This is a genomic window from Ruegeria sp. CL5, assembly GCF_056536485.1.
Genome location: NZ_JBQFPS010000003.1, coordinates 25,628 through 43,936 on the forward strand (window position 1 = coordinate 25,628; position 18,309 = coordinate 43,936).

At 53.4% G+C, this 18,309-nt stretch carries 18 protein-coding genes and 2 pseudogenes; 6 read left to right on the plus strand and 14 right to left on the minus strand.

The window, feature by feature from the left end:
- Positions 1-23: 23 nt before the first annotated feature.
- Entirely contained in the window at positions 24-161 is a 138-nt protein-coding gene (locus ACR0IU_RS06320; RefSeq protein ID WP_480715651.1) for a hypothetical protein, read from the minus strand.
- 161 nt (positions 162-322) lie between these two features.
- Between ACR0IU_RS06320 and ACR0IU_RS06325 the strand changes: the two are divergent.
- A pseudogene (locus tag ACR0IU_RS06325) lies at positions 323-542 on the plus strand (hypothetical protein); the annotation flags it as partial.
- Between the two features lie 109 nt (positions 543-651).
- Here ACR0IU_RS06325 and ACR0IU_RS06330 read toward each other — a convergent pair.
- Together ACR0IU_RS06330 and ACR0IU_RS06335 are read right to left on the minus strand one after the other, a co-directional pair.
- The gene (locus ACR0IU_RS06330) at positions 652-1,332 is read right to left on the minus strand and encodes an IS6 family transposase (RefSeq protein WP_480715652.1); all 681 of its coding nucleotides are present in this window, start codon (positions 1,330-1,332) and stop codon (positions 652-654) included.
- Positions 1,333-1,439: 107 nt separating this feature from the next.
- Positions 1,440-1,568 carry a hypothetical protein gene (locus tag ACR0IU_RS06335; protein WP_480715653.1) on the minus strand — a complete coding sequence of 43 codons (129 nt, stop codon included), beginning with the start codon at positions 1,566-1,568 and terminating at the stop codon, positions 1,440-1,442.
- A 53-nt stretch (positions 1,569-1,621) separates the two neighbouring features.
- Between ACR0IU_RS06335 and ACR0IU_RS06340 the strand changes: the two genes are divergently transcribed.
- On the plus strand, positions 1,622-2,053 hold the full coding sequence (locus ACR0IU_RS06340; RefSeq protein ID WP_480715654.1) for a MarR family winged helix-turn-helix transcriptional regulator: 432 nt from the start codon (positions 1,622-1,624) through the stop codon (positions 2,051-2,053).
- 1,038 nt (positions 2,054-3,091) lie between these two features.
- Here the strand turns inward: ACR0IU_RS06340 and ACR0IU_RS06345 are convergent.
- Positions 3,092-3,687: pseudogene (locus ACR0IU_RS06345) on the minus strand (helix-turn-helix domain-containing protein).
- Positions 3,688-3,825: 138 nt separating this feature from the next.
- Between ACR0IU_RS06345 and ACR0IU_RS06350 the strand changes: the two are divergent.
- Positions 3,826-4,830, plus strand: coding sequence for a GlxA family transcriptional regulator (locus ACR0IU_RS06350; RefSeq protein ID WP_480715655.1), 1,005 nt, complete (start codon positions 3,826-3,828; stop codon positions 4,828-4,830).
- Positions 4,831-4,838: 8 nt separating this feature from the next.
- Here ACR0IU_RS06350 and ACR0IU_RS06355 read toward each other — a convergent pair whose 3' ends face one another.
- From ACR0IU_RS06355 to ACR0IU_RS06385, 7 genes are all read right to left on the minus strand, one after another.
- Positions 4,839-5,399, minus strand: coding sequence for a sarcosine oxidase subunit gamma (locus ACR0IU_RS06355; RefSeq protein WP_480715656.1), 561 nt, complete (start codon positions 5,397-5,399; stop codon positions 4,839-4,841).
- Positions 5,392-8,337, minus strand: coding sequence for a sarcosine oxidase subunit alpha family protein (locus ACR0IU_RS06360; RefSeq protein ID WP_480715657.1), 2,946 nt, complete (start codon positions 8,335-8,337; stop codon positions 5,392-5,394). Before ACR0IU_RS06360 ends, ACR0IU_RS06355 begins: the two co-directional genes overlap by 8 nt.
- A complete protein-coding gene (locus ACR0IU_RS06365) occupies positions 8,334-8,621 on the minus strand; it encodes a sarcosine oxidase subunit delta (RefSeq protein ID WP_170474799.1) in 288 nt (95 codons plus the stop codon). Before ACR0IU_RS06365 ends, ACR0IU_RS06360 begins: the two co-directional genes overlap by 4 nt.
- Before the next feature lie 11 nt (positions 8,622-8,632).
- Positions 8,633-9,883, minus strand: a complete 1,251-nt coding sequence (locus ACR0IU_RS06370) for a sarcosine oxidase subunit beta family protein (protein ID WP_480715658.1) — start codon at positions 9,881-9,883, stop codon at positions 8,633-8,635.
- Positions 9,884-10,090: 207 nt separating this feature from the next.
- Positions 10,091-10,897, minus strand: coding sequence for an iron chelate uptake ABC transporter family permease subunit (locus tag ACR0IU_RS06375; protein WP_480715659.1), 807 nt, complete (start codon positions 10,895-10,897; stop codon positions 10,091-10,093).
- Positions 10,897-11,655, minus strand: coding sequence for a metal ABC transporter ATP-binding protein (locus tag ACR0IU_RS06380; protein ID WP_480715660.1), 759 nt, complete (start codon positions 11,653-11,655; stop codon positions 10,897-10,899). Before ACR0IU_RS06380 ends, ACR0IU_RS06375 begins: the two co-directional genes overlap by 1 nt.
- A gap of 2 nt (positions 11,656-11,657) precedes the next feature.
- A complete protein-coding gene (locus tag ACR0IU_RS06385) occupies positions 11,658-12,170 on the minus strand; it encodes a Fur family transcriptional regulator (protein ID WP_170545968.1) in 513 nt (170 codons plus the stop codon).
- A 56-nt stretch (positions 12,171-12,226) separates the two neighbouring features.
- Here ACR0IU_RS06385 and ACR0IU_RS06390 point away from each other — a divergent pair, with 56 nt between their 5' ends.
- Positions 12,227-13,306 (plus strand): zinc ABC transporter substrate-binding protein, encoded by a 1,080-nt coding sequence (locus ACR0IU_RS06390; RefSeq protein WP_480715661.1) that lies wholly within the window; start codon positions 12,227-12,229, stop codon positions 13,304-13,306.
- Between the two features lie 133 nt (positions 13,307-13,439).
- Here ACR0IU_RS06390 and ACR0IU_RS06395 read toward each other — a convergent pair whose 3' ends face one another.
- Positions 13,440-14,567: an amidohydrolase gene (locus ACR0IU_RS06395; RefSeq protein WP_480715662.1), complete on the minus strand. Its 1,128-nt coding sequence runs from the start codon at positions 14,565-14,567 to the stop codon at positions 13,440-13,442.
- A 97-nt stretch (positions 14,568-14,664) separates the two neighbouring features.
- Here ACR0IU_RS06395 and ACR0IU_RS06400 point away from each other — a divergent pair, with 97 nt between their 5' ends.
- Positions 14,665-14,811: a hypothetical protein gene (locus ACR0IU_RS06400; protein WP_480715663.1), complete on the plus strand. Its 147-nt coding sequence runs from the start codon at positions 14,665-14,667 to the stop codon at positions 14,809-14,811.
- Between the two features lie 335 nt (positions 14,812-15,146).
- Positions 15,147-15,302 carry a hypothetical protein gene (locus ACR0IU_RS06405; protein WP_480715664.1) on the plus strand — a complete coding sequence of 52 codons (156 nt, stop codon included), beginning with the start codon at positions 15,147-15,149 and terminating at the stop codon, positions 15,300-15,302.
- A 268-nt stretch (positions 15,303-15,570) separates the two neighbouring features.
- Here the strand turns inward: ACR0IU_RS06405 and ACR0IU_RS06410 are convergent, their stop codons facing one another.
- Positions 15,571-17,889: a caspase family protein gene (locus ACR0IU_RS06410; RefSeq protein WP_170782165.1), complete on the minus strand. Its 2,319-nt coding sequence runs from the start codon at positions 17,887-17,889 to the stop codon at positions 15,571-15,573.
- A 16-nt stretch (positions 17,890-17,905) separates the two neighbouring features.
- Positions 17,906-18,220, minus strand: a complete 315-nt coding sequence (locus tag ACR0IU_RS06415) for a hypothetical protein (protein WP_480715665.1) — start codon at positions 18,218-18,220, stop codon at positions 17,906-17,908.
- Between the last annotated feature and the right edge of the window lie 89 nt (positions 18,221-18,309).

The following is an 18,309-nucleotide window of genomic DNA, read 5'->3' on the forward strand; positions in this document are numbered from 1 at the left end:
AAAGCGCGCTGTTTTTCACGCGGTCACATAGCGCAGGTCGCGCTCATAAGCCCGCAGCGTATTGGGTGGGTGCCGCGGATACAGAGATCGGTGAGGGCCTCCTGATCTTCGACAGAGGGGGCAGGGGAAGCGGTCGGCAGAAATGGGGCAGGGGTCGTCATGGGTTCATCCTTTGTGGATTCCCAGTCGAAATCAATCACTGCTGATAAGGGATACTTATCGGATATGATTGCAAAATACCGATGCCGCAAATGTAACGCGCAAAAGTGATTTATTATGAGCGCAAAATGATTATGGGGTTTGCATCCCAGCATTTGCGACCGTTGATAGTGATTATCGCTTCATCAATCAGCGCTCGACCAATGCTAGGGTTCAGGGCCTTTGTTTCAATGGCGGCTTCACTGGACGGAATCGAAGTGACGCACATGATCCGAAAAGGTCATCTTACGCCCGGACTCTGTCCGTTTCGTCAATTTGCAGAACTGGCAGCACTAGCATGGGTTCGATGCCAACTCTGCAATCAATCGGAAGCTTCGCGATAAATCCTCTCCTTCGGCTCTGCTATCTTCTACGGTGATGAACCCTCGGAATTCCAAGCGGTTCTGTTGCGAAGTTTTGGTTGGCTGAAGTGAACGCGCTGTAGCTGCAGGTTTAAGAGGCAAGTTCCGCGAACTGGCGAAACGGACAGAGTCCGGGCGTGATTTGGCCTTTGCGGATCATGTGCGCCACTTCGATTCCGTCCAATGTTGCTGCTGCTGATGCGAAGGCTTTGAACCCCAGCATCGGGCGGGTTCGTCTTTTTATGAAACGATGATCCTGCTCCACAATGTTGTTCAAGTATTTCCGCCTGACCATTTCAATTGGGATCGGGCAACCAAAGCCTTTCAACATCTTGTTTATGGCCTTGATGCCAGCCGTGTTAGCTCCGCTTTTGTCGATGACAATCTTTCTCGGGAGTCCGTTGACTTCCAGTGTCCGGGCAAAGAATTTGGTGGCGGCTGGTTTGTTTCGACGCTGCGAAAGCATGAGATCAAGCGTCTTACCGTGCTTGTCGACAGCTCGGTAGAGATATACCCACACCCCTTTCACCTTGATGTAGGTCTCGTCCATTCTCCAAGAACGGTCGCAAGGTTTTTTTCGGCGACGCGCGGCCTCAGCAATCGCGCTGGAGTATCTTTTCACCCAGCGGTTCAGTGTAGTGTGGTCCACCGAAACACCGCGCTCACCCATGATTTCCTCCAGGTCACGGTATGAAACACCGTATCGAACGTAGAAGAAGACCGCGAATAGGATCACATCCTTCGGATATTGCGCACCCTTAAAAGAAATCATGAACCGACTTTCGGCTGAATTACACGGGCTGCTATTCACTCTCTGCGTTCTTGAGCGTCAATGGCAAAAAGTTTGCAACAGAACCTCCACCAGACCCCTTGCGGTAACTAGAGGGATAGCAACAGCAGCAACAATCGGGCTGGCAACGCGGCAATCGTGATCGGATAGCCATCTGAGAGGAACTCAGTTGTTACAACATAAGTGCTGCCCCAAATCAGCGGTGAGATGGCCGTCATGGCGATTCCTCATATATCTTGACGTCAAGGTAAGCTCCGACTACCGATGAAACATGGAGCATGTTGACCTCATCATTGCGCAGTGGAACAAGGCTCGGCCGGATCTGGATGTGGGACTGATGGAAGCCATCGGCCGGCTGTCGCGTATTGCGGTGGAGTTGCGAAGGGGAGCGGAAAAGACCTGTAGGTTACACGGTCTGAACGCGGCAAGTTTCGACGTGCTTGCCACACTGCAAAGATCCGGGAAACCGGAAGGATTGTCCCCAGGCGAACTGTTGGATCTAACAATGGTCACGTCCGGAACTATGACCAACCGAGCAGATCAGCTGGTCAAGGCAGGCTTAGTTGAACGGGTTGCAAACCCCGAAGATGGGCGAGGTTTTCTCATTCGTCTTACAATAAACGGATTTGAGAGAATTGAAGCCGCGGTCAGCGATCATGTAAGGACGCAGCACCAACTGTTGAGTGGTTTGTCAGACGCGTAACGAGCCGAATTCAACCAACTCCTCAGAATGCTTTCTACTGCATTAGAATAGAAGCTGATGGCGTCACCAATGATGATCCAGAACTGGGATGGATGTGTCGCAACCATTTGGGTCTAATCATAGAGAACGCGTAGTCTAGGTTTTGTTGTCGTCGAATATTTTCGATTAAGTTTCAGAAGGCTATCATTGAAAGGCTGCCATTTCCTCAAGGATGCAGTTTGTAGGCTGTTAGCTTCGGGCCGCAGTACAAGGTGTTGTATCGTGATTTGGAAGAGAGCGCGGCAATGTTCGGGTGGATCATATGATCCTCAATAGGCGCGTTGAATAGTATTCCTCTTAAGCCAAGTATGACAAGACATAGTGATAGTCACGACTCCATGGGCCTCGGCTGTATTGCGTTGATTGGCGCCACTTTCCTCATTTTCCACGCAAGATACAGAGACAAAGATCCTATATCAATGCGCCAGGATTCAGCGATGCTGGCCTTCCATTTCTAAGCCAGCGCGATCGACCAAAGCGAGATATTGCACGATCCCGTGGTTACGCATCGCATTTTCAACCGTCACACCAGATTCCGCCAAAGGCCTCGAGCAGATCTCGTTAGGTGACACCGTAACGGACGTAGAATTAGACCGCGAACAGGATCACAGAATTAGGATGGTGTGCACCTTTGGAGTCGATCGCCGGACATTCCCGAAAAGTACTACGACAAACACCAGTTGGATTAAGCCACGTTAGGGTGCAACTGGCCAACCAAAGATTGTAACAATGTCTATTACCGAGGAAAAATGTGCGATTTTGGGCGGAGCTGCCGAGGATACATATTGGTTGATGGACTTCAAATAGGTTGTCCTGCAATTGACGGGTGCATGACGAAGTTTAGTTACCGAGTGTCAGATGTCTCAATACCGCGGTAACTGGGTCACCAGTTTTGGCTCGTTGCATAAGAGCTCCACTGACTACGGCATAGCGCGATTGATCTCAGGGCAGATCGATCACCACTGTTCAGTTGGTCTGAGAGTAACTGATGACCGCTATTTAGCATGCCGGCAGATTCATCATCTTTCTGGTCGGTGTGGAGCGTCGGCGTCGAAAAACAGGGTGTCGCCAGCTTTAAGCGGATAGATCTGATCCCCATGGCGATAATCTACTTCGCCCTCAAGCATGTAAATTGTTTCGATCCCGCCGTGTTGAAATGTCGGAAAAATGTCGGATTTGGCAGTGAGCGTGATCAAATACGGCTCCACGATTACGCCCGATCCGTTCGCACCCAAGTGTCCCAGTAAGTTATATTGGTGATTGGCGCGTGTCCCTTCGCGTTCAAGCTCCACCCCTTCTCCGGCTTTTGCGTGGACGGCTTCTCGGCGTTCTTCGAACTGTCGGAAAAAACTTGTCAGCGGCACCGACAACGTATCTGCCAGCAATTGCAGGGTCGTCAATGAAGGAGAGGTGTTGCCGTTTTCGATTTTCGACAACATGCCGATCGACAAACCGGTTAATTGGGCCAAGTCGGCAACAGTGATGTTTTGCTGTTTGCGAAACGCTCGAACTTCGCGCCCGATCGCAACTTTTAACACCTTCTCTCGTTCGCCTGTCCGAAAGGAATGCGGATTTTGCGTCAGATTGGTAGGCATTTCGGTGTCGCGATTTTCTGATCTGGACATTCAGCGTATTGCTATACTTGAGCTGCCTGTTTCTGCAAACATGTACCGTGCATCGCAACCTCCAAACGGGCTAACACATCAACAATATTTCCTGATAGTGAAAGTATCATGCTGGCTGAAAAAACAATCGAGTTGGGCATTTTGCTGTTTGATGGGTTTCCGATGGCGTGTTTGACCTCGGTGATTGAACCCTTGCGGGCAGCAAATGAGATAGTGGGACAGGAGGCTTTTTGCTGGCATCTGGTTTCTGAGGCAGGGCAGAAAGTCAGGTCCAGCGCCAATGTTGGGTTCGAGGCCGACAGGCCTCTATCTGATTGTCAATCCATGGATATCCTCTTCATACTCAGCAGTCCCGTCGCCGGGTTCCGGGACCCAAAGCAGGGCAATGGTGCATTGCGCGCGCTCGCGCGACATGGAACCGTTCTTGGGGGTATCAGTGGTGGCGTTTTCCCTTTGGTCCGCTCAGGGGTAATGACTGGGTTTCCGGTTTCCGTACATTGGTGCTATGAGGCTGCTTTTGAGGCCGAGTTTCCTGATATCGAGGCTCGTCGCGAGGTGATTGTATCTGGTGCCAATCGTTATACCGCGGCAGGGGCAGCCGCAGCCTTTGATCTGGCCCTGCATCTGATCCAAGATCGATTGGGTAGTGAGGTCGCGCATGAAGTGGCTTGCTGGTTCCAGCACCCGATGATGCGTGGAACGAGTGTAAAACAACAGGTTCCGAATGTCTGTCATTCGGATTCCGGTGACAGATTGCCGCCGCTTGTTACCAAATCGATCGAGTTGTTCGCGGGCAGCGTCGGTCAGCCGATTTCGATCACCGAGGTCGCGCGTCAAACGGGTGTCACTCCGCGTCAGATCGAACGCGCATTCAAGCAGGCCACCGGACAAAGCCCCAGCCATTATTTTCGCGCGATGCGTATGAAGGCGGCGCGGCAGATGGTAGTGTATACAAAAGACCCGATCTCTGAAATTGCGGCAGCAGTCGGATATAGTTCCGTCGCACCGTTGGTGACACATTATCGCGCAGCCTTCGGCTTGAGCCCAAGCGAGGACCGCCGTCGGATCAACCGCTTTCGAGTTGAGGATAATGCTCCGCTGCCCTCAAGCTGAACTGCGTGTCACAGAGCGGATTTCATTGCAGTGACAATCGCATGTTGCAGAGATTGGGCTGAAGATCGCGGAGCGTATATACTGAACAAATCGGTTGACCGGCGCAGGAGGAAGCATGCTAGGTGGTGAATTGAGGTTCGTGCTGCGCCGCCTGTCGCCAAATTTCGGCAGTCCAGATTGCACAACAGTTCCAGCACCGACTGAACATCGGGACCTTTTAGATCAAACCGGGCCCAGGCATCCGTCTGTTCGGACACCGAAGCAGCATCTTTGGTGCCATCTTTTACCACTTCAGCGAGGCTCTCATGACTTTCAAAGGGAGCCTCGACAATCCATTGTTCGGGTCCAGCCCAAAAGGCTATGAGGGTTTGTCCTAAAAACTGACCGATGCCAGGTGCCTTCTGCCCGATCAAAGCGGCCAACGCCGAATGAGTTTCGCCTTCACGCCCCAAGCGCGCCGCGACCGAAGCCAGCGCAACATCGTGGACTTCACTGCAGGTTACGCTGCCAATAGTGCAGGTTTCCGGGTCCGCTCCACCAAGTGCGGTTAACGCGATAAGATCATGCACGGAGCCGTTCTCCCTCAGGGTCGACAAAATGGGATGAAACAATCTCGACCTCGACGGTCAGATCGGTTAGCGGCGACACAAGGCGCATCTTCTCGCCATGACGGTCACTTCCGTTCTTCAGAAAGCCCAGACCGATATAGCAGTTCAGAGAAGGCGAGAAGGCGGCTGAGGTGACATAGCCCTGATCATTCGCTGCATCGACCGGACCGGATGCATCCATGAGATGCGCGCCAGCGGTGATCTTATCCGCGCTGTTCACGGGTTTGACGCCGACCATGTTCAAGGCATCAGCCTCGTTCAGCCCTTCACGCTCTGACAGAACTGAGCCAATGCTATCTTTCTTCTTTGATACCATCCGACCCATGCCAAGGTTCAGTGCGGTGGTGGTCCCGTTTAGTTCGTTGCCCGCCGCATGACCTTTTTCGATCCGCATAACGCCCAATGCTTCCGTGCCATAGGGCACCACGTTGAATTCTTCGCCTTCGACCATCAATCGTCGCATCAAGGCATCGCCATAGCGGGATGGGACCGCGATCTCGAATGCCAATTCACCCGAGAATGATATCCGGAACAGACGAGCTCGTAACCCACCGCAAACGGTAATGTTGCCGCAGGCCATAAAGGGGAAACCTTCGTTCGAGATGTCGAATTCCGGATCCACAATTTTTTGCAGCAACTTACGTGAATTCGGGCCAGCAACGGCGTATTGTGCCCAGGCTTCGGTGGTCGAGATCAATTGCACGTCCATGTCCGGGAATAGGCATTGCCGGACAAACTCCATGTGCTGGTAAACTTTTACCGCATTGGCCGTTGTTGTTGTAACCACAAAATGATCTTCGGCCAGCCGTGCTGCGGTGCCATCATCCATTGCAATGCCATCTTCACGCAGCATAAGCCCATAGCGGGTTTTGCCGACAGGTAGCTTGGCAAAACCATTGCAATAGATCCGGTTCAGGAAATCCGCTGCATCGGTGCCCTGTACATCAATCTTGCCCAGCGTGGTGCAATCGCACACTCCGACCGAGGCACGAGTCTGGCGCACTTCGCGGTCAACGGATTGCCGCCAATGCGTTTCTCCAGGTAACGGGAACCATTGAGCGCGCAACCAGTTGCCGACTTCCACAAACACGGCACCGCGCTCTTTGGCCCAGTGGTGTGATGGTGTCAGACGGGTGGGGTGAAATTCCTTCCCCCTCATACGGCCCGCAAAGGTTGCTATTGGCACTGGCGTATAGGGCGGGCGGTAGATAGTGGTGCCGACTTGCGGAATGGATTTCCCGGCGATCTCGGCCATAATTGCCAAGCCGCCCATGTTCGAAGTCTTACCCTGATCGGTTGCCATGCCCAGCGTGGTGTAACGTTTGAGATGCTCGACCGACTGGAAGCCTTCCTGATGGCTAAGCTTTACGTCTTTGACAGTTACGTCGTTCTGTTGATCCAGCCATGCCCGCGAACAGCCTTGGACATACCAGAATGGCGTCTGAGCGACCGGAGCATCTTCGGCCGTTGGTATCGCGATGGCATCGCTTTTCAAGTCAAGTGCGTGGGTGGCGGCTTCGGCACCGGATTTCAAGGCACCATGAGTGGACATGATGCCATTTGCGGCTCCGGCGACTGTCAGGCCCGGAGGCAACGTATCGCCGGGGACGAAGGCAGACAGGGTCTCATTCCAGACCGGGCGACCGCGTTGGTGGCAGATCAGGTGCACATTCGGGTTCCATCCGCCTGAGATACCAAGCGCACCAACATCCAATATCCGGTTTGAGCCGTCGGCCAATTTGACCTCGGCGAAAGTTAAGCCAAGACGCCCTTTGGTATCGATCACCTCAGCGCCGCGCAGCACCTCATAGTCACCGTTCAGTGGGGCCTCGGGCCGAACGTCAACAACGGCCGCGATTTTCACCCCTTTGGCATGCAGATCGGCTGCGGTGCGGTGGCCATCGTCATTGTTGGTAAAAATAGCCACGCGTTGCGCGGGGGTGGCGGCGAAACGGTTAGCATAACTGCGCAGCGCTCCGGCCAGCATGATGCCAGGCCGATCATTGTTCTCAAAGGCAATCGGGCGCTCGGTTGCGCCCGCGCACAAGAGGGCGCGCCCAGAATAGATGCGCCATAGGATTTGACGGGGTTTGCCCTCTGATGGAGCGGACAGATGATCGCCTTTCCGTTCGACTGTCCCGTAAATTCCATGATCAAAAGCACCGATAACGGTTGTGCGCGGCATCAGGCGGACATTCGGCATCGCGGACAACTCAGCCACCGTCTGTGCAATCCAGTTTGCAGCGATGTCGTCGTTCAGCGAGTAAGTTTCGCTATTCAAACGACCACCGAGGGCAAAATCCTCATCCGCCAGTATCACGTCGGACCCCGCACGACCGGCGGTCAGCGCTGCCATCAATCCTGCCGGACCCGCGCCGATAATTAGAAGGTCGCAGTGCCTAAATCCCTTGTCATATTCATCAGGGTCTTCCTGCATCGACATGGTGCCCAGCCCTGCAGCCCGGCGGATAACAGGTTCATAGAGCTTCTCCCAGAATGCGGCGGGCCACATGAAGGTTTTGTAGTAGAAGCCTGCGGTCAAAAAATTTGAAAACCGATCATTGATCGCCATCGCGTCAAACCTGAGGCTTGGCCATCGGTTCTGAGAATGCGCTTCGAGCCCGTCAAACATCTCGATCGTCGTGGCCCGTGTGTTGGGTTCTTTTCGATTGCCCGTACGCAGTTCAACCAAGGCGTTGGGCTCTTCAGACCCGGCGCTCAAAATACCACGGGGGCGGTGGTATTTGAATGATCGCCCAATCAGGCGCACGTCGTTGGCTAGAAGGGCGGATGCCAGAGTGTCTCCCGGATGCGCCGTGAAGTTGCGGTTGTCAAATTTGAAATTCAGAGTACTGGTGCGGTCGATCTGACCGCCGTTCAGCCGGTTGACTTGGGTCATTTGGAACGTCCTTGCATCCGGGCTACATCACGGGCCAACTCCACTTTCGAAATCTCATGCGTGACCGTATTGCGTGTCACGACGAGCCAGGATCGATCCCCCCCTTCATGAAACCACAGCTCACGGTGTTCGCCCGCTGGATTGTCGCGCAGATAGGCGTAATCATAGAATGTCTCAGCTGCGTTTTCAGCTTGCCAATCGGGACGGTCTATCAAGGACGCGTCACCCAGATACACGAACTCTGAACTGTCACGGGGACCCAGCAATGGATGTTGGATGATCATTTTTGGCTTCCTCAGTGCAGATTGGGCTGATTGCCCATACCTTTTTCGTCAATCATCCGACCGGTGCGAAAGCGGTCAAAGCGATAGGCGGTCGCGGTTGGGTGTGGCTCGTCCTTTGCCAGCAGATGCGCGAAACAATGGCCCGATGCAGGAGTGGCCTTGAAGCCGCCATAGCACCAGCCGCCATTGAAATAGAGCCCGTCGATATGTGTGCGGTCGATAATGGGCGACCCGTCCATGGACATATCCATGATCCCGCCCCACATGCGCAGCAGTCGCGCGCGGCCGATCATTGGCATCAGCGCCATGCCGCCTTCGCAGACATCTTCAACTACTGGCAGGTTTCCGCGCTGAGCGTAGGAGTTGTAGCCGTCGATATCGCCTCCAAATACCAAGCCGCCTTTATCGGATTGGCTGACATAGAAATGTCCCGCACCAAAAGTGATGACGCCCGGCAGAAGCGGCTTCAAACCCTCGGAGACAAACGCTTGCAGAACGTGGCTTTCAATCGGCAGTCGCATACCCGCCATTCCCATCAGACGCCCCGAATTCCCAGCAACGGCACAGCCAACCTTACCGGCCCCAATGAATCCTCTCGAAGTTTCAACGCCCACGCATGTGCCGTTTTCGATGCGGAATCCGGTGACTTCGCAATTCTGAATGATATCGACGCCGTGACTATCCGCCGAGCGCGCATAGCCCCATGCTACGGCATCGTGACGAACGGTGCCGCCGCGTCGCTGAGCCAGACCGCCTTTGATCGGGAAACGCGCGTTGTCAAAATTGAGGAACGGATACTCCTTGCGTACCTGTTCGGCATCCAGCAGTTCGGCATCCGCGCCGTTTAGAATCATGGCATTGCCGCGTCGCGTGAAGGCGTCGCGCTGTGCGTCCGAGTGGATCAGGTTGATAATCCCGCGCTGACTGACCATTGCATTGTAATTCAGGTCCTGTTCAAGACCTTCCCACAGTTTCAATGAGAATTCGTAGAAAGGTTCATTACCATCCAGCAGATAATTTGAACGTATGATGGTCGTATTGCGCCCGACATTGCCGCCGCCAATCCAGCCTTTCTCGATCACAGCAACATTGCGAAAGCCGTACACTTTGGAAAGGTAATGGGCCGTCGCCAGACCGTGACCGCCGCCGCCGATGATGACAATGTCATAGTTCTGTTTGGGTTCGGGATCACGCCACGCCGGTTTCCATCCTTTGTGACCGCTAAGCGCTTCTTTGATGACGGTGAAACCAGAATATCGCATGAATCAGACCTTTTTCCAAAGAATCGCTTTATTTTGGTGAATTGGATACTCTCAAATCCGACATCTATAGCCCTGAATCAGACCTGAATGGCAGGCTGTGACTAAGTTCTCTTTACGGTAGGACAATTCTATCGAATGCGGGTGCCGGATACATCATGTCCGTCATGACTAAAGGAATGAAACGCCTGCGCAGATCTTGCGTCGAACCTAATTGAGTTTGGATCGGTTGCGTGTTTGCAATCCGACGACGCTGAGGCAGGCAAATAGAATTGCGGCCACGCAGACGATGGACGGACCGGCAGGTGTATCGAACATATAGGCCGCCCTTAGACCAGTGACCGCCGAGAATGCGCCAATAGCGGCGGCGATCAATGCCATCGATTCCGGTGATCGCGCCAAACTTCGAGACGCTGCAGCAGGTATGATCAGCATTGCAGCGATTAAAAGAACACCCACCACCTTGATTGCCACTGCCACTGTTATGGCAAGCGCCAATGTCAGGATTAACTGCTCGCGTCTGGGGTTGAAGCCGCTGGCATATGCCAGTTCTTCGTTTAACGTGGCCGTCAGCAAGTGAGACCAGCGCCACGCGATCAGCGCTACGACAAGGACGGCGCCGCCCCAGATTATAAGCAAATCAGTACGCGATACGGCAAGGATATCGCCGAAGAGGTAGGCCATAAGGTCAATTCGTACGCCGGACAGAAAGGAAACGGCGACGAGGCCAAATGCGAGGGCGGAATGCGCCATAACACCTAGCAGAGTATCCATCGCATACCCGCGCCCGGACAACAGTGTTACGGTAAGCGCCATCGCAAGCGCAACAGCCAATGCCCCAGTAAAGACTGACAACTGAAATGTCAGCGAAAGCGCGATCCCCAAGATTGCGGCATGCGCTGTGGCATCTCCGAAATACGCCATCCGACGCCACACGACAAAGCAGCCCAGCGGGGCTGCGGCGAAAGCCACGCCAACGCCTGCCAGCGTTGCGCGTGTCATAAAATCATCAAGCATTATTCTGCCGCTTCTTGAGAGGTTTCACGGTGATCGTGATCATGGTCATGGTCATGGTCATGGTCATGGTCATGTCGATATAAGGCCAACGCACCGCCTGTCCCTGTCCCGAACAGAGCCCGGTATTCCGGGGCCGATGCCACCACAGCGGGCGAGCCTTCGCAACACACATGCCCGTTCAGGCAGACCACGCGATCTGAAGCGCTCATGACCACGTGCAATTCATGGCTGATCATCAGAATGGCGCATCCAGTTTCGCACCTGACTTCTTCGATCTGGTGATAAAACGCAGCCGATCCCGGTTGGTCGAGTCCCTGCGTTGCCTCGTCCAATAGCAATACATCTGGTTGGTTTATCAGGGCCCGCGCCAACAGTACGCGCTGAAATTGCCCACCTGACAATTGCGACATCTGTCGTTTCAGCAGATCTGGCACTCCGGCAGCTTCAAGCGCTTTTTCGCATTTTGCTTTGGAAACGCGATCGGTCAGCCGCATGAACCTCTCGACCGAGATTGGCAGTGTCGGATCGATGTGCAGTTTTTGAGGCACATATCCAATTTTCAATCCTGGTTTCAATGAAACCTGTCCTGCGGCTGGTTTTGTTGCACCAATGATGGCCCTCAACAGGCTGGTCTTGCCTGATCCGTTGGGACCGACGATGGTTACTATCTCTCCGGCCTCGACAACCATATCTACATGTCGCAGAACTGTATTCGCGCCGTAACGTACGCTGAGATTCTCAACGGAGATCAAGCTCATTTCTACGCCTTTTCAGTGCAGCTGGGACAAAGCCCTTCGGCTTCTACAACCGTTCGCTCTATTTCAAAACCCGTTGCACGTGCAGCTGCGCCAAGTATCCCCTTGGCTGGTGCAGACTGCGCTTCGGCCACAGCGTCACATTTTCGGCAGATCATGAACGCCGGCGAATGGTCTGCTCCGGGATGAGAACAAGCGACAAATGCGTTCAAACGTTCGATCTTGTGAACAAATCCATTTTGGACAAGAAAATCGAGCGCACGGTAAGCCACTGGTGGCTGCGAACCAAACCCTTCCTCGCGCAGCGCATCAAGAATTGCATAGGCCCCCAAGGCTCGATGCTCCTGCAGCAACATCTCAAGTACTTTTCGCCGCACAGGCGTTAACCGCAACCCTTCTTTTTTGCACCGAGCTTCAGCTGTGGTCAGCGCAGTCTCAACGCAATTTTTGTGATCGTGTTTATGAAACCCAACAAGTGCGTCGTCGCAAACAGGATTAGGAGTGGCTTCACTTGTCATGTTATTCCATATCATGTATGTCGCTCGCAATGTTATACAATCACACTGAGGGTCCGATGTCCAGAAAGCTGCTCTTACAATCGATCACCGCTGCGTTAATGGGTGGAACAGCCATGGCGGATGCCCCAAAAGTGGCCGTCGACATTGCACCCGTCCACTCGTTGGTAGCCCGTGTTATGGAAGGTGTTGGAACACCTGATCTGGTCATCCCAGCGGGCGCATCGCCGCACGAATACAACCTGCGTCCCTCGGAAGCCTCTGCGCTGCAAGAGGCTGATCTGGTGTTCTGGATTGGCGAGGATCTGACACCCTGGTTGGAAGGCGCTGTCGAGACACTCAGCGACGGTGCCACGGTCACAACGCTTCTGGAATCGGATGGAACGGTTCTGCTTGATTTCCGTGAGAACACATTATTCGAAGCACATGACCATGGGGATCACGATGACCATGGTCATGATGATGATCATGCGGAAGACGAAAAGCACGATGAGCACGATCATGAAGAAGAGCACGCACATGATGATCATGGCCACGATGATCACGATAGCGAAGATAACAATGATCATGCGGATCACGATGATCATGACCACGACGATCATGCTGATCATGACGATCACGGGCACGGTGAGCATGATCCTCATGCCTGGCTTTCACCGGCGAATGCAGAAGTCTGGCTGAATGTCATTGCGGCCCAGCTTTCTGCCGCTGACCCTGACAACGCTGGTGCATATTTTGCAAATGCGGCTGCAGCGCGCGAAGAAATGGCAGCATTGTCAGATGAGGTAGCTGAAACACTGAAACCAGTTCAAGGCGGTCGTTTTATCGTATTCCATGACGCCTATCAGTATTTCGAGGACGCCTTTGATTTCCGTGCTTCCGGCGCAATTTCTCTTGGCGATGCAACCGACCCCAGCCCGGCGCGTATCTCGGACATTCAGGGGCGTATCCGGGAAGAAGGTATTGATTGCGTTTTGACTGAGCCGCAATTCAACCCAGGAATTGTTGCAACTGTTTTAGACGGTACAGAAGCAAAGACTGCCGTAATTGACCCGCTGGGCTCTGACCTTGATCCCGGAGTTGAGCTTTATCCGCAAGTCATTCGCAATTTGGCAAACTCACTGGCTGAATGCTTGTGATCCAATGAACAGCCCAACCGTTACCAATAGGCGGTCGGGCTGAACATCCGCAAGCGTAACCAAATACGTTAATTGTCAGGATGTCGAACAGCACAAGCCAAGGGTGGCGGCTTGTTAAAAAGACGCCATCAAATTACGTGCTCTGATGGGCGAGATTGACCCAGAACGCGACACCGTGATCCAGTGCATCGTCGTTAAAGTCATAAGACGCGTTGTGCAGGGGCATCGCAGCCGGGCCGTCCAGTCCGTTACCCATCAGGATGAGCGCGCCGGGGCGGTGTGTCAGAAACTCGGCAAAATCTTCAGAGAAACCTACTTGACCAAATTCCGCATCTACCGAACCTACCTCGCGCGCAGCGCTGACGATGGTTGCAGTGGCTTCAGGGTTGTTCTTGAGCGGCCTGAAAGATGTTGAGTATTTTAGCGTTGCCACGGCACCTTGCGCGGCACACACGCCCTCCACAATAGCACGCATTCTGGTCTCGATAGTGGCAGACACCTCGCTGGAAAAGCCACGGCAATCCCCCCGCAACACCACGTTGCTTGGCAGGATATTACGTGCTCCATCTGTGAGGAATTCAGTGACAGAAACGACCGCATGTTCACTTGCCGGTAACGACCGAGATACGATCGATTGTAGCTGCAGCACAATCGCCGAGCCCGTCACGATAGGATCAATTCCTTTGTCCGGCATCGAAGCATGACCGCCTTGGCCAGCAATCTGAATCTCAAAATTGTCCTCGAACGCGCAAAACGCTCCGGATTGCGTTGCAAAATGACCAAGCGGCATACCAGGCATATTATGCAGTCCAAAAATCGCGGACATGGGAAATCTGTCGAAAAGTCCATCCGCAATCATCGCGGCGGCTCCATTTCCGTTCTCTTCGTCGGGCTGGAATATGAAATGTATGGTTCGCTTAAGCGTCGGGTCATCCGCAAGCTTTACGGCCGCACCCAATAGCATTGTGCTGTGCCCATCATGACCACATCCATGGAACTTGCCTGGGGTTTCTGAACGATGCGCAAACGTATTGGCCTCGTCTATTGGCAGCGCGTCCATGTCGGCGCGAAATCCAAACGCGGTTTCCCCAGGACCTCGGCGCAGCGTCGCAACAAGGCCGGACTTACCTATGCCACGCGTGACCTCCAGACCAGCTTGTTCCAATTGCTCGCCTATCAGGCGGGGTGTTCTGACAAGGTCAAAGCCGATCTCTGGGTGTGTGTGCAAGTCACGACGAAAGCGGGTGAGGTCAAGCATCATGAAGGCCTTTCTTGGATAGATTTCTCCGCGGTTGAACATTGTTTTGGCCAATCACGCTGTAGGTCCCGCAATTGCAGATGGCGGGATTGCTTATCCCATGCATCGCACCGACACAACCTCGGCTGTAGACAGCGCATCGCTGATCGCCATCCAATCGCCTAATGCACAGCTGCTGCTGGGTGCCATGATTGTCGTGCGTCGCATGTGTTTGGTCTCATGCTACTTAGAGGATATTCAAGTGTAGGCTGGCATTGTTTTTGGTATGGGTTTTCTCTGCAAGCATCTGAGAATAACAAACCACTTTTTGAAACAGGCGCTGACCCGGCTCACCAAGTACTGTTAACAGTTGAAACGCGACATTGTAGATCGAAAGCCTTAGGACTGCACGATTTGGCCTGTCTATTTAAATGTGGAAGTGCGGCGGCGCGATGCTACGACAGGTGGCCTCCTTATCAAGGGTTAACCAAAATAACATCATGGTTTAAATTTCCCCTTATTCACAGATAGTTATGGGCTGGGAGATTCCTGCCCTTCAGCGGTTCTCTCTTCATTGATCATTGATTTACACCCCAAAACCGAATGCTAACGGAAGATGTTGTACTGGCCTTCGATGTACTCGTTACAATCAAGGCGGGTCTCGGCCTCAGCTTTGAGCTTTTGACAGTCGTGAAGTTCATATTAAACGGTGTCGAAGAAGCTCTAATTCGTGGCGTCTACGTATCACTCAACGATTGATTCCATTGAAGGTCTGAAACCAAAGTGATTGTTGTGCAGACCGAAGTTTACCGAGATTAAGCGTCATCCCAGATTGTTATGTTGAATGACCATACTAAGCTCTCGCAGCGCCACTGCGATGTTAGTCGTGTAGATTGACAGTTGTGTGCCGTTAAGCGACTGTTTTATGCATCAACAAAGGTATTCTGAATCTGGTTCACAATCGCCGGATCTTGCAACCTCTTGCTGAGGATTGGTACAAGATCGTTATGGAAACCAAAATATACCGCTAAAATAAATCGAAACGCACCGGGTTTCTGGCCCAGTACACTCTTGCCGCTAGCAAGAGCCGTTCTTTCGGATCCTCCAGTGCGGCGTAGGGAATGGGCACTCTGTTCAAAGCAGTTGCGTTTTCCAGAGATTTTAGAGTCTGCGCGCCGACCTGGCCGTCTACTTTGATACTTTCACCTAATTCGTTCAGTGCCATCTGGAGAGCACGGTCCAAGGCCTCGCGTGGTACATTGTCCAACTGCGATTGTGCCTGGGCGGCTGCTTCAGTATCTGCCAACAACGCTGCTTTTGCAGCTCTGAGGGCGGCGTCTGCCGGACCTTTTCCTGAAACCTGACCGTCGAGGATGATATAAGCGCCGTTTGCCCCACCCCAAGCATCGCCCCTTGCAAGTGATACATCATACCACTCCAAGGCTTCAGAGCGAGATCGGCCTTCAAGCTGGCCACGCAAGATCATCCGCGCGATGCTGGCCGGTGCAGTTGGGTGACCGCCTTCGGAGGCTGCCATGAAATATTGCAATGCCTTGTCATAGTCGACAGGGTTTCCGCCGAGGCCAAGCAGTGCGACGTAGGCGAGGTTGTCGTAGCCATAGATGTCTTTTCGCAATTCAGACGCCCGGAGATATCGCATGCCTCTCTCCGGTATGTAATGCGCCGAGTCTTCCCGCAGGAAATACAGTCCAAGCTCGTTCATCGAAAAGGTGTGTCCAAGTTCAACTGCACGCTCAAGAAGCTCAAACCCACGGCTCTTTTCCTGTTGGGTATCTCCTTCTCGTAGCAGCTTCTTCCCAAGGCGGTGCATGGCGTACGGGTCTTGTTCGGCGGTGCCCTGTTCCAGCAGGCTGAGCGCTTGTTGAGGGTCATACGGAATCTTGGTTACACCACGGTCGATCCGTTCCGAGTCGAGTAGCATGGCCAAGGCAAATTTCGCCCGTATGTGGCCAGCTTGTGCCGCCGCAGATATATTGGCATGTGCATCTACCAGTTGCCCGGCGGCCTGTTGCACCCGCCCAAGCTGATATCGAAAACGGGCATTACCGGGATATTCGGCGACAGCTGTGCCACACGCCTTCAGGCCAGCCGGGATGTCCAGTTCGTTTGGAAGGCGAAATACACCGACACCATTGAGATCAAGTGCATCACCTGCTTCGATGTCACATGCGTTAATGTCCAGCTGCAATGAGACGTCGACGCGTTTGCGTTCCTGATCGGAGGTGACTACTTCAACGCTAAAACTGTCCCGAACGCCATTATTGCTTATCTCGACCGCACGGACATCTGAAATTTCAGGAGCATATGAAATCGAGGCGGTTTGCTGAGTATCTTCCAGCGCGATTACACCTTGTTCAGGGCGTTCGACAATCTGAACATCAGTGATTTCGGTCCCGAGCGCCTGCGACAACGTTTGGATCAGCGGAATGCTTTTGTCGAACTGCTGAACGAGGTCCAGCGACTGGCTGGTTTCGCTCGGAACGGCCTGGGGTTGCTGTTCAACCTGGTGTTGAGCCAGGTAAAAAGGTTTCACCAGCGTAGAGCTTTCCCACGGTATTTGCCGCCCACCCGTCGCCTGGTGGACACGTTCCCGGATGACCGGGAACAATTGTTGGATGTTTTCATATGGAGTGGCCCGTGCAGCTTCTAATACGGCTGAAGTGTAGGGGCTGTTCTGGCCGATGTCGCCATCGCTGGCGACGGCACCCGGTGAGGTCGAATATGCGACCAGTGAATTCAAAGGCGTGCTAAAAACATCAAAGCCTGGTCGCGTTTCGAACAGGTTTGCATCAAGATCCGCTGCCAACCTGATATCGCTGAACGGATTGTCCCGGCATGAATCAAGGATCGCCACATGGGCTGAACTTCTGGCGGACAATGTGTCGATAATCCGGTCCAGTGTCATCGTGGCCAAAGGAACGTCGTAGATGCTTTCGAATTTTGCATCGACCGGTAACAGGTAGTTGCGTCGCCCAATCTGAATGCCATGGCCAGCATAATAAAATAGGACGTTAGCTGAATCAGGAATGTTTAAAACCGCAGTTCGAAGTAGCTCCTCGAATTCTCGCTTTTCAAGATTGTATCCGTCGTAAACCTTAAAGTTGAATTCCCGTAACAGAGCAGCAATGTCTTCTGCATCTTTTTGTGCATTCGCAAGGTCGACGACTTCGGAGTAATCCTGATTGCCAATCACAATTGCAATCCGAGGCGCTTCAGTAATCTGCGCTGTGCTCTCAGAACTTGATTGCGCCCAAACAGAGTCGCTTGCCGCAGACAAAGCGACTGTGCCTCCGAAGAGCGCGCCTAGCAGACTACGCTTCAACATATTTTATATCCCTGCGCTAGTTCCAGCTACCGCCGCCGCCGCCGCCGGTTCCACCGCCGCCGCCACTGCCGCCACCGCCATCATTTCCTCCACCGCTATCGCCACCTCCGTCGCCTTGGCGCTCTTCGCCGGAGACCAACGTGCTTTCGGTTGGTGCGGGAGCAGTTTGGACCACTGGGGCCGACACTTGGGTAGGTGTTGGCGAAGCCGCTGAAACAGGTTGTGTTGCGGGGCTTGATGGAACGGTTTGTGTCTCTGCCGTCCACGGCAGTTCGCACCCTGCCAAAATGAACGTACACGACAATAGTATTGGCAGTGAAACTCGGGCCATAATAGCCTCCCAACTCTCTGAACTAATCAATTTCATCTCCAAGCTTACGCCTGGTAAACTCTCTCTGTCTATTGTTGTTTGCCACACAA

Excerpts from the sequence above, each read along its gene's own strand:
- ACR0IU_RS06385 (WP_170545968.1), bottom strand. The coding sequence starts at position 12,170 with ATGACAAGTGAAGCCACTCCTAATCCTGTTTGCGACGACGCACTTGTT.
- ACR0IU_RS06350 (WP_480715655.1), top strand. The coding sequence starts at position 3,826 with ATGCTGGCTGAAAAAACAATCGAGTTGGGCATTTTGCTGTTTGATGGG.
- ACR0IU_RS06370 (WP_480715658.1), bottom strand. The coding sequence starts at position 9,883 with ATGCGATATTCTGGTTTCACCGTCATCAAAGAAGCGCTTAGCGGTCAC.
- ACR0IU_RS06415 (WP_480715665.1), bottom strand. The coding sequence starts at position 18,220 with ATGGCCCGAGTTTCACTGCCAATACTATTGTCGTGTACGTTCATTTTG.
- ACR0IU_RS06375 (WP_480715659.1), bottom strand. The coding sequence starts at position 10,897 with ATGCTTGATGATTTTATGACACGCGCAACGCTGGCAGGCGTTGGCGTG.
- ACR0IU_RS06390 (WP_480715661.1), top strand. The coding sequence starts at position 12,227 with ATGTCCAGAAAGCTGCTCTTACAATCGATCACCGCTGCGTTAATGGGT.
- ACR0IU_RS06320 (WP_480715651.1), bottom strand. The coding sequence starts at position 161 with ATGACGACCCCTGCCCCATTTCTGCCGACCGCTTCCCCTGCCCCCTCT.
- ACR0IU_RS06400 (WP_480715663.1), top strand. The coding sequence starts at position 14,665 with ATGCATCGCACCGACACAACCTCGGCTGTAGACAGCGCATCGCTGATC.
- ACR0IU_RS06360 (WP_480715657.1), bottom strand. The coding sequence starts at position 8,337 with ATGACCCAAGTCAACCGGCTGAACGGCGGTCAGATCGACCGCACCAGT.
- ACR0IU_RS06380 (WP_480715660.1), bottom strand. The coding sequence starts at position 11,655 with ATGAGCTTGATCTCCGTTGAGAATCTCAGCGTACGTTACGGCGCGAAT.
- ACR0IU_RS06365 (WP_170474799.1), bottom strand. The coding sequence starts at position 8,621 with ATGATCATCCAACATCCATTGCTGGGTCCCCGTGACAGTTCAGAGTTC.
- ACR0IU_RS06340 (WP_480715654.1), top strand. The coding sequence starts at position 1,622 with ATGGAGCATGTTGACCTCATCATTGCGCAGTGGAACAAGGCTCGGCCG.
- ACR0IU_RS06395 (WP_480715662.1), bottom strand. The coding sequence starts at position 14,567 with ATGATGCTTGACCTCACCCGCTTTCGTCGTGACTTGCACACACACCCA.
- ACR0IU_RS06405 (WP_480715664.1), top strand. The coding sequence starts at position 15,147 with ATGCTAACGGAAGATGTTGTACTGGCCTTCGATGTACTCGTTACAATC.
- ACR0IU_RS06330 (WP_480715652.1), bottom strand. The coding sequence starts at position 1,332 with ATGATTTCTTTTAAGGGTGCGCAATATCCGAAGGATGTGATCCTATTC.
- ACR0IU_RS06335 (WP_480715653.1), bottom strand. The coding sequence starts at position 1,568 with ATGACGGCCATCTCACCGCTGATTTGGGGCAGCACTTATGTTGTAACA.
- ACR0IU_RS06410 (WP_170782165.1), bottom strand. The coding sequence starts at position 17,889 with ATGTTGAAGCGTAGTCTGCTAGGCGCGCTCTTCGGAGGCACAGTCGCT.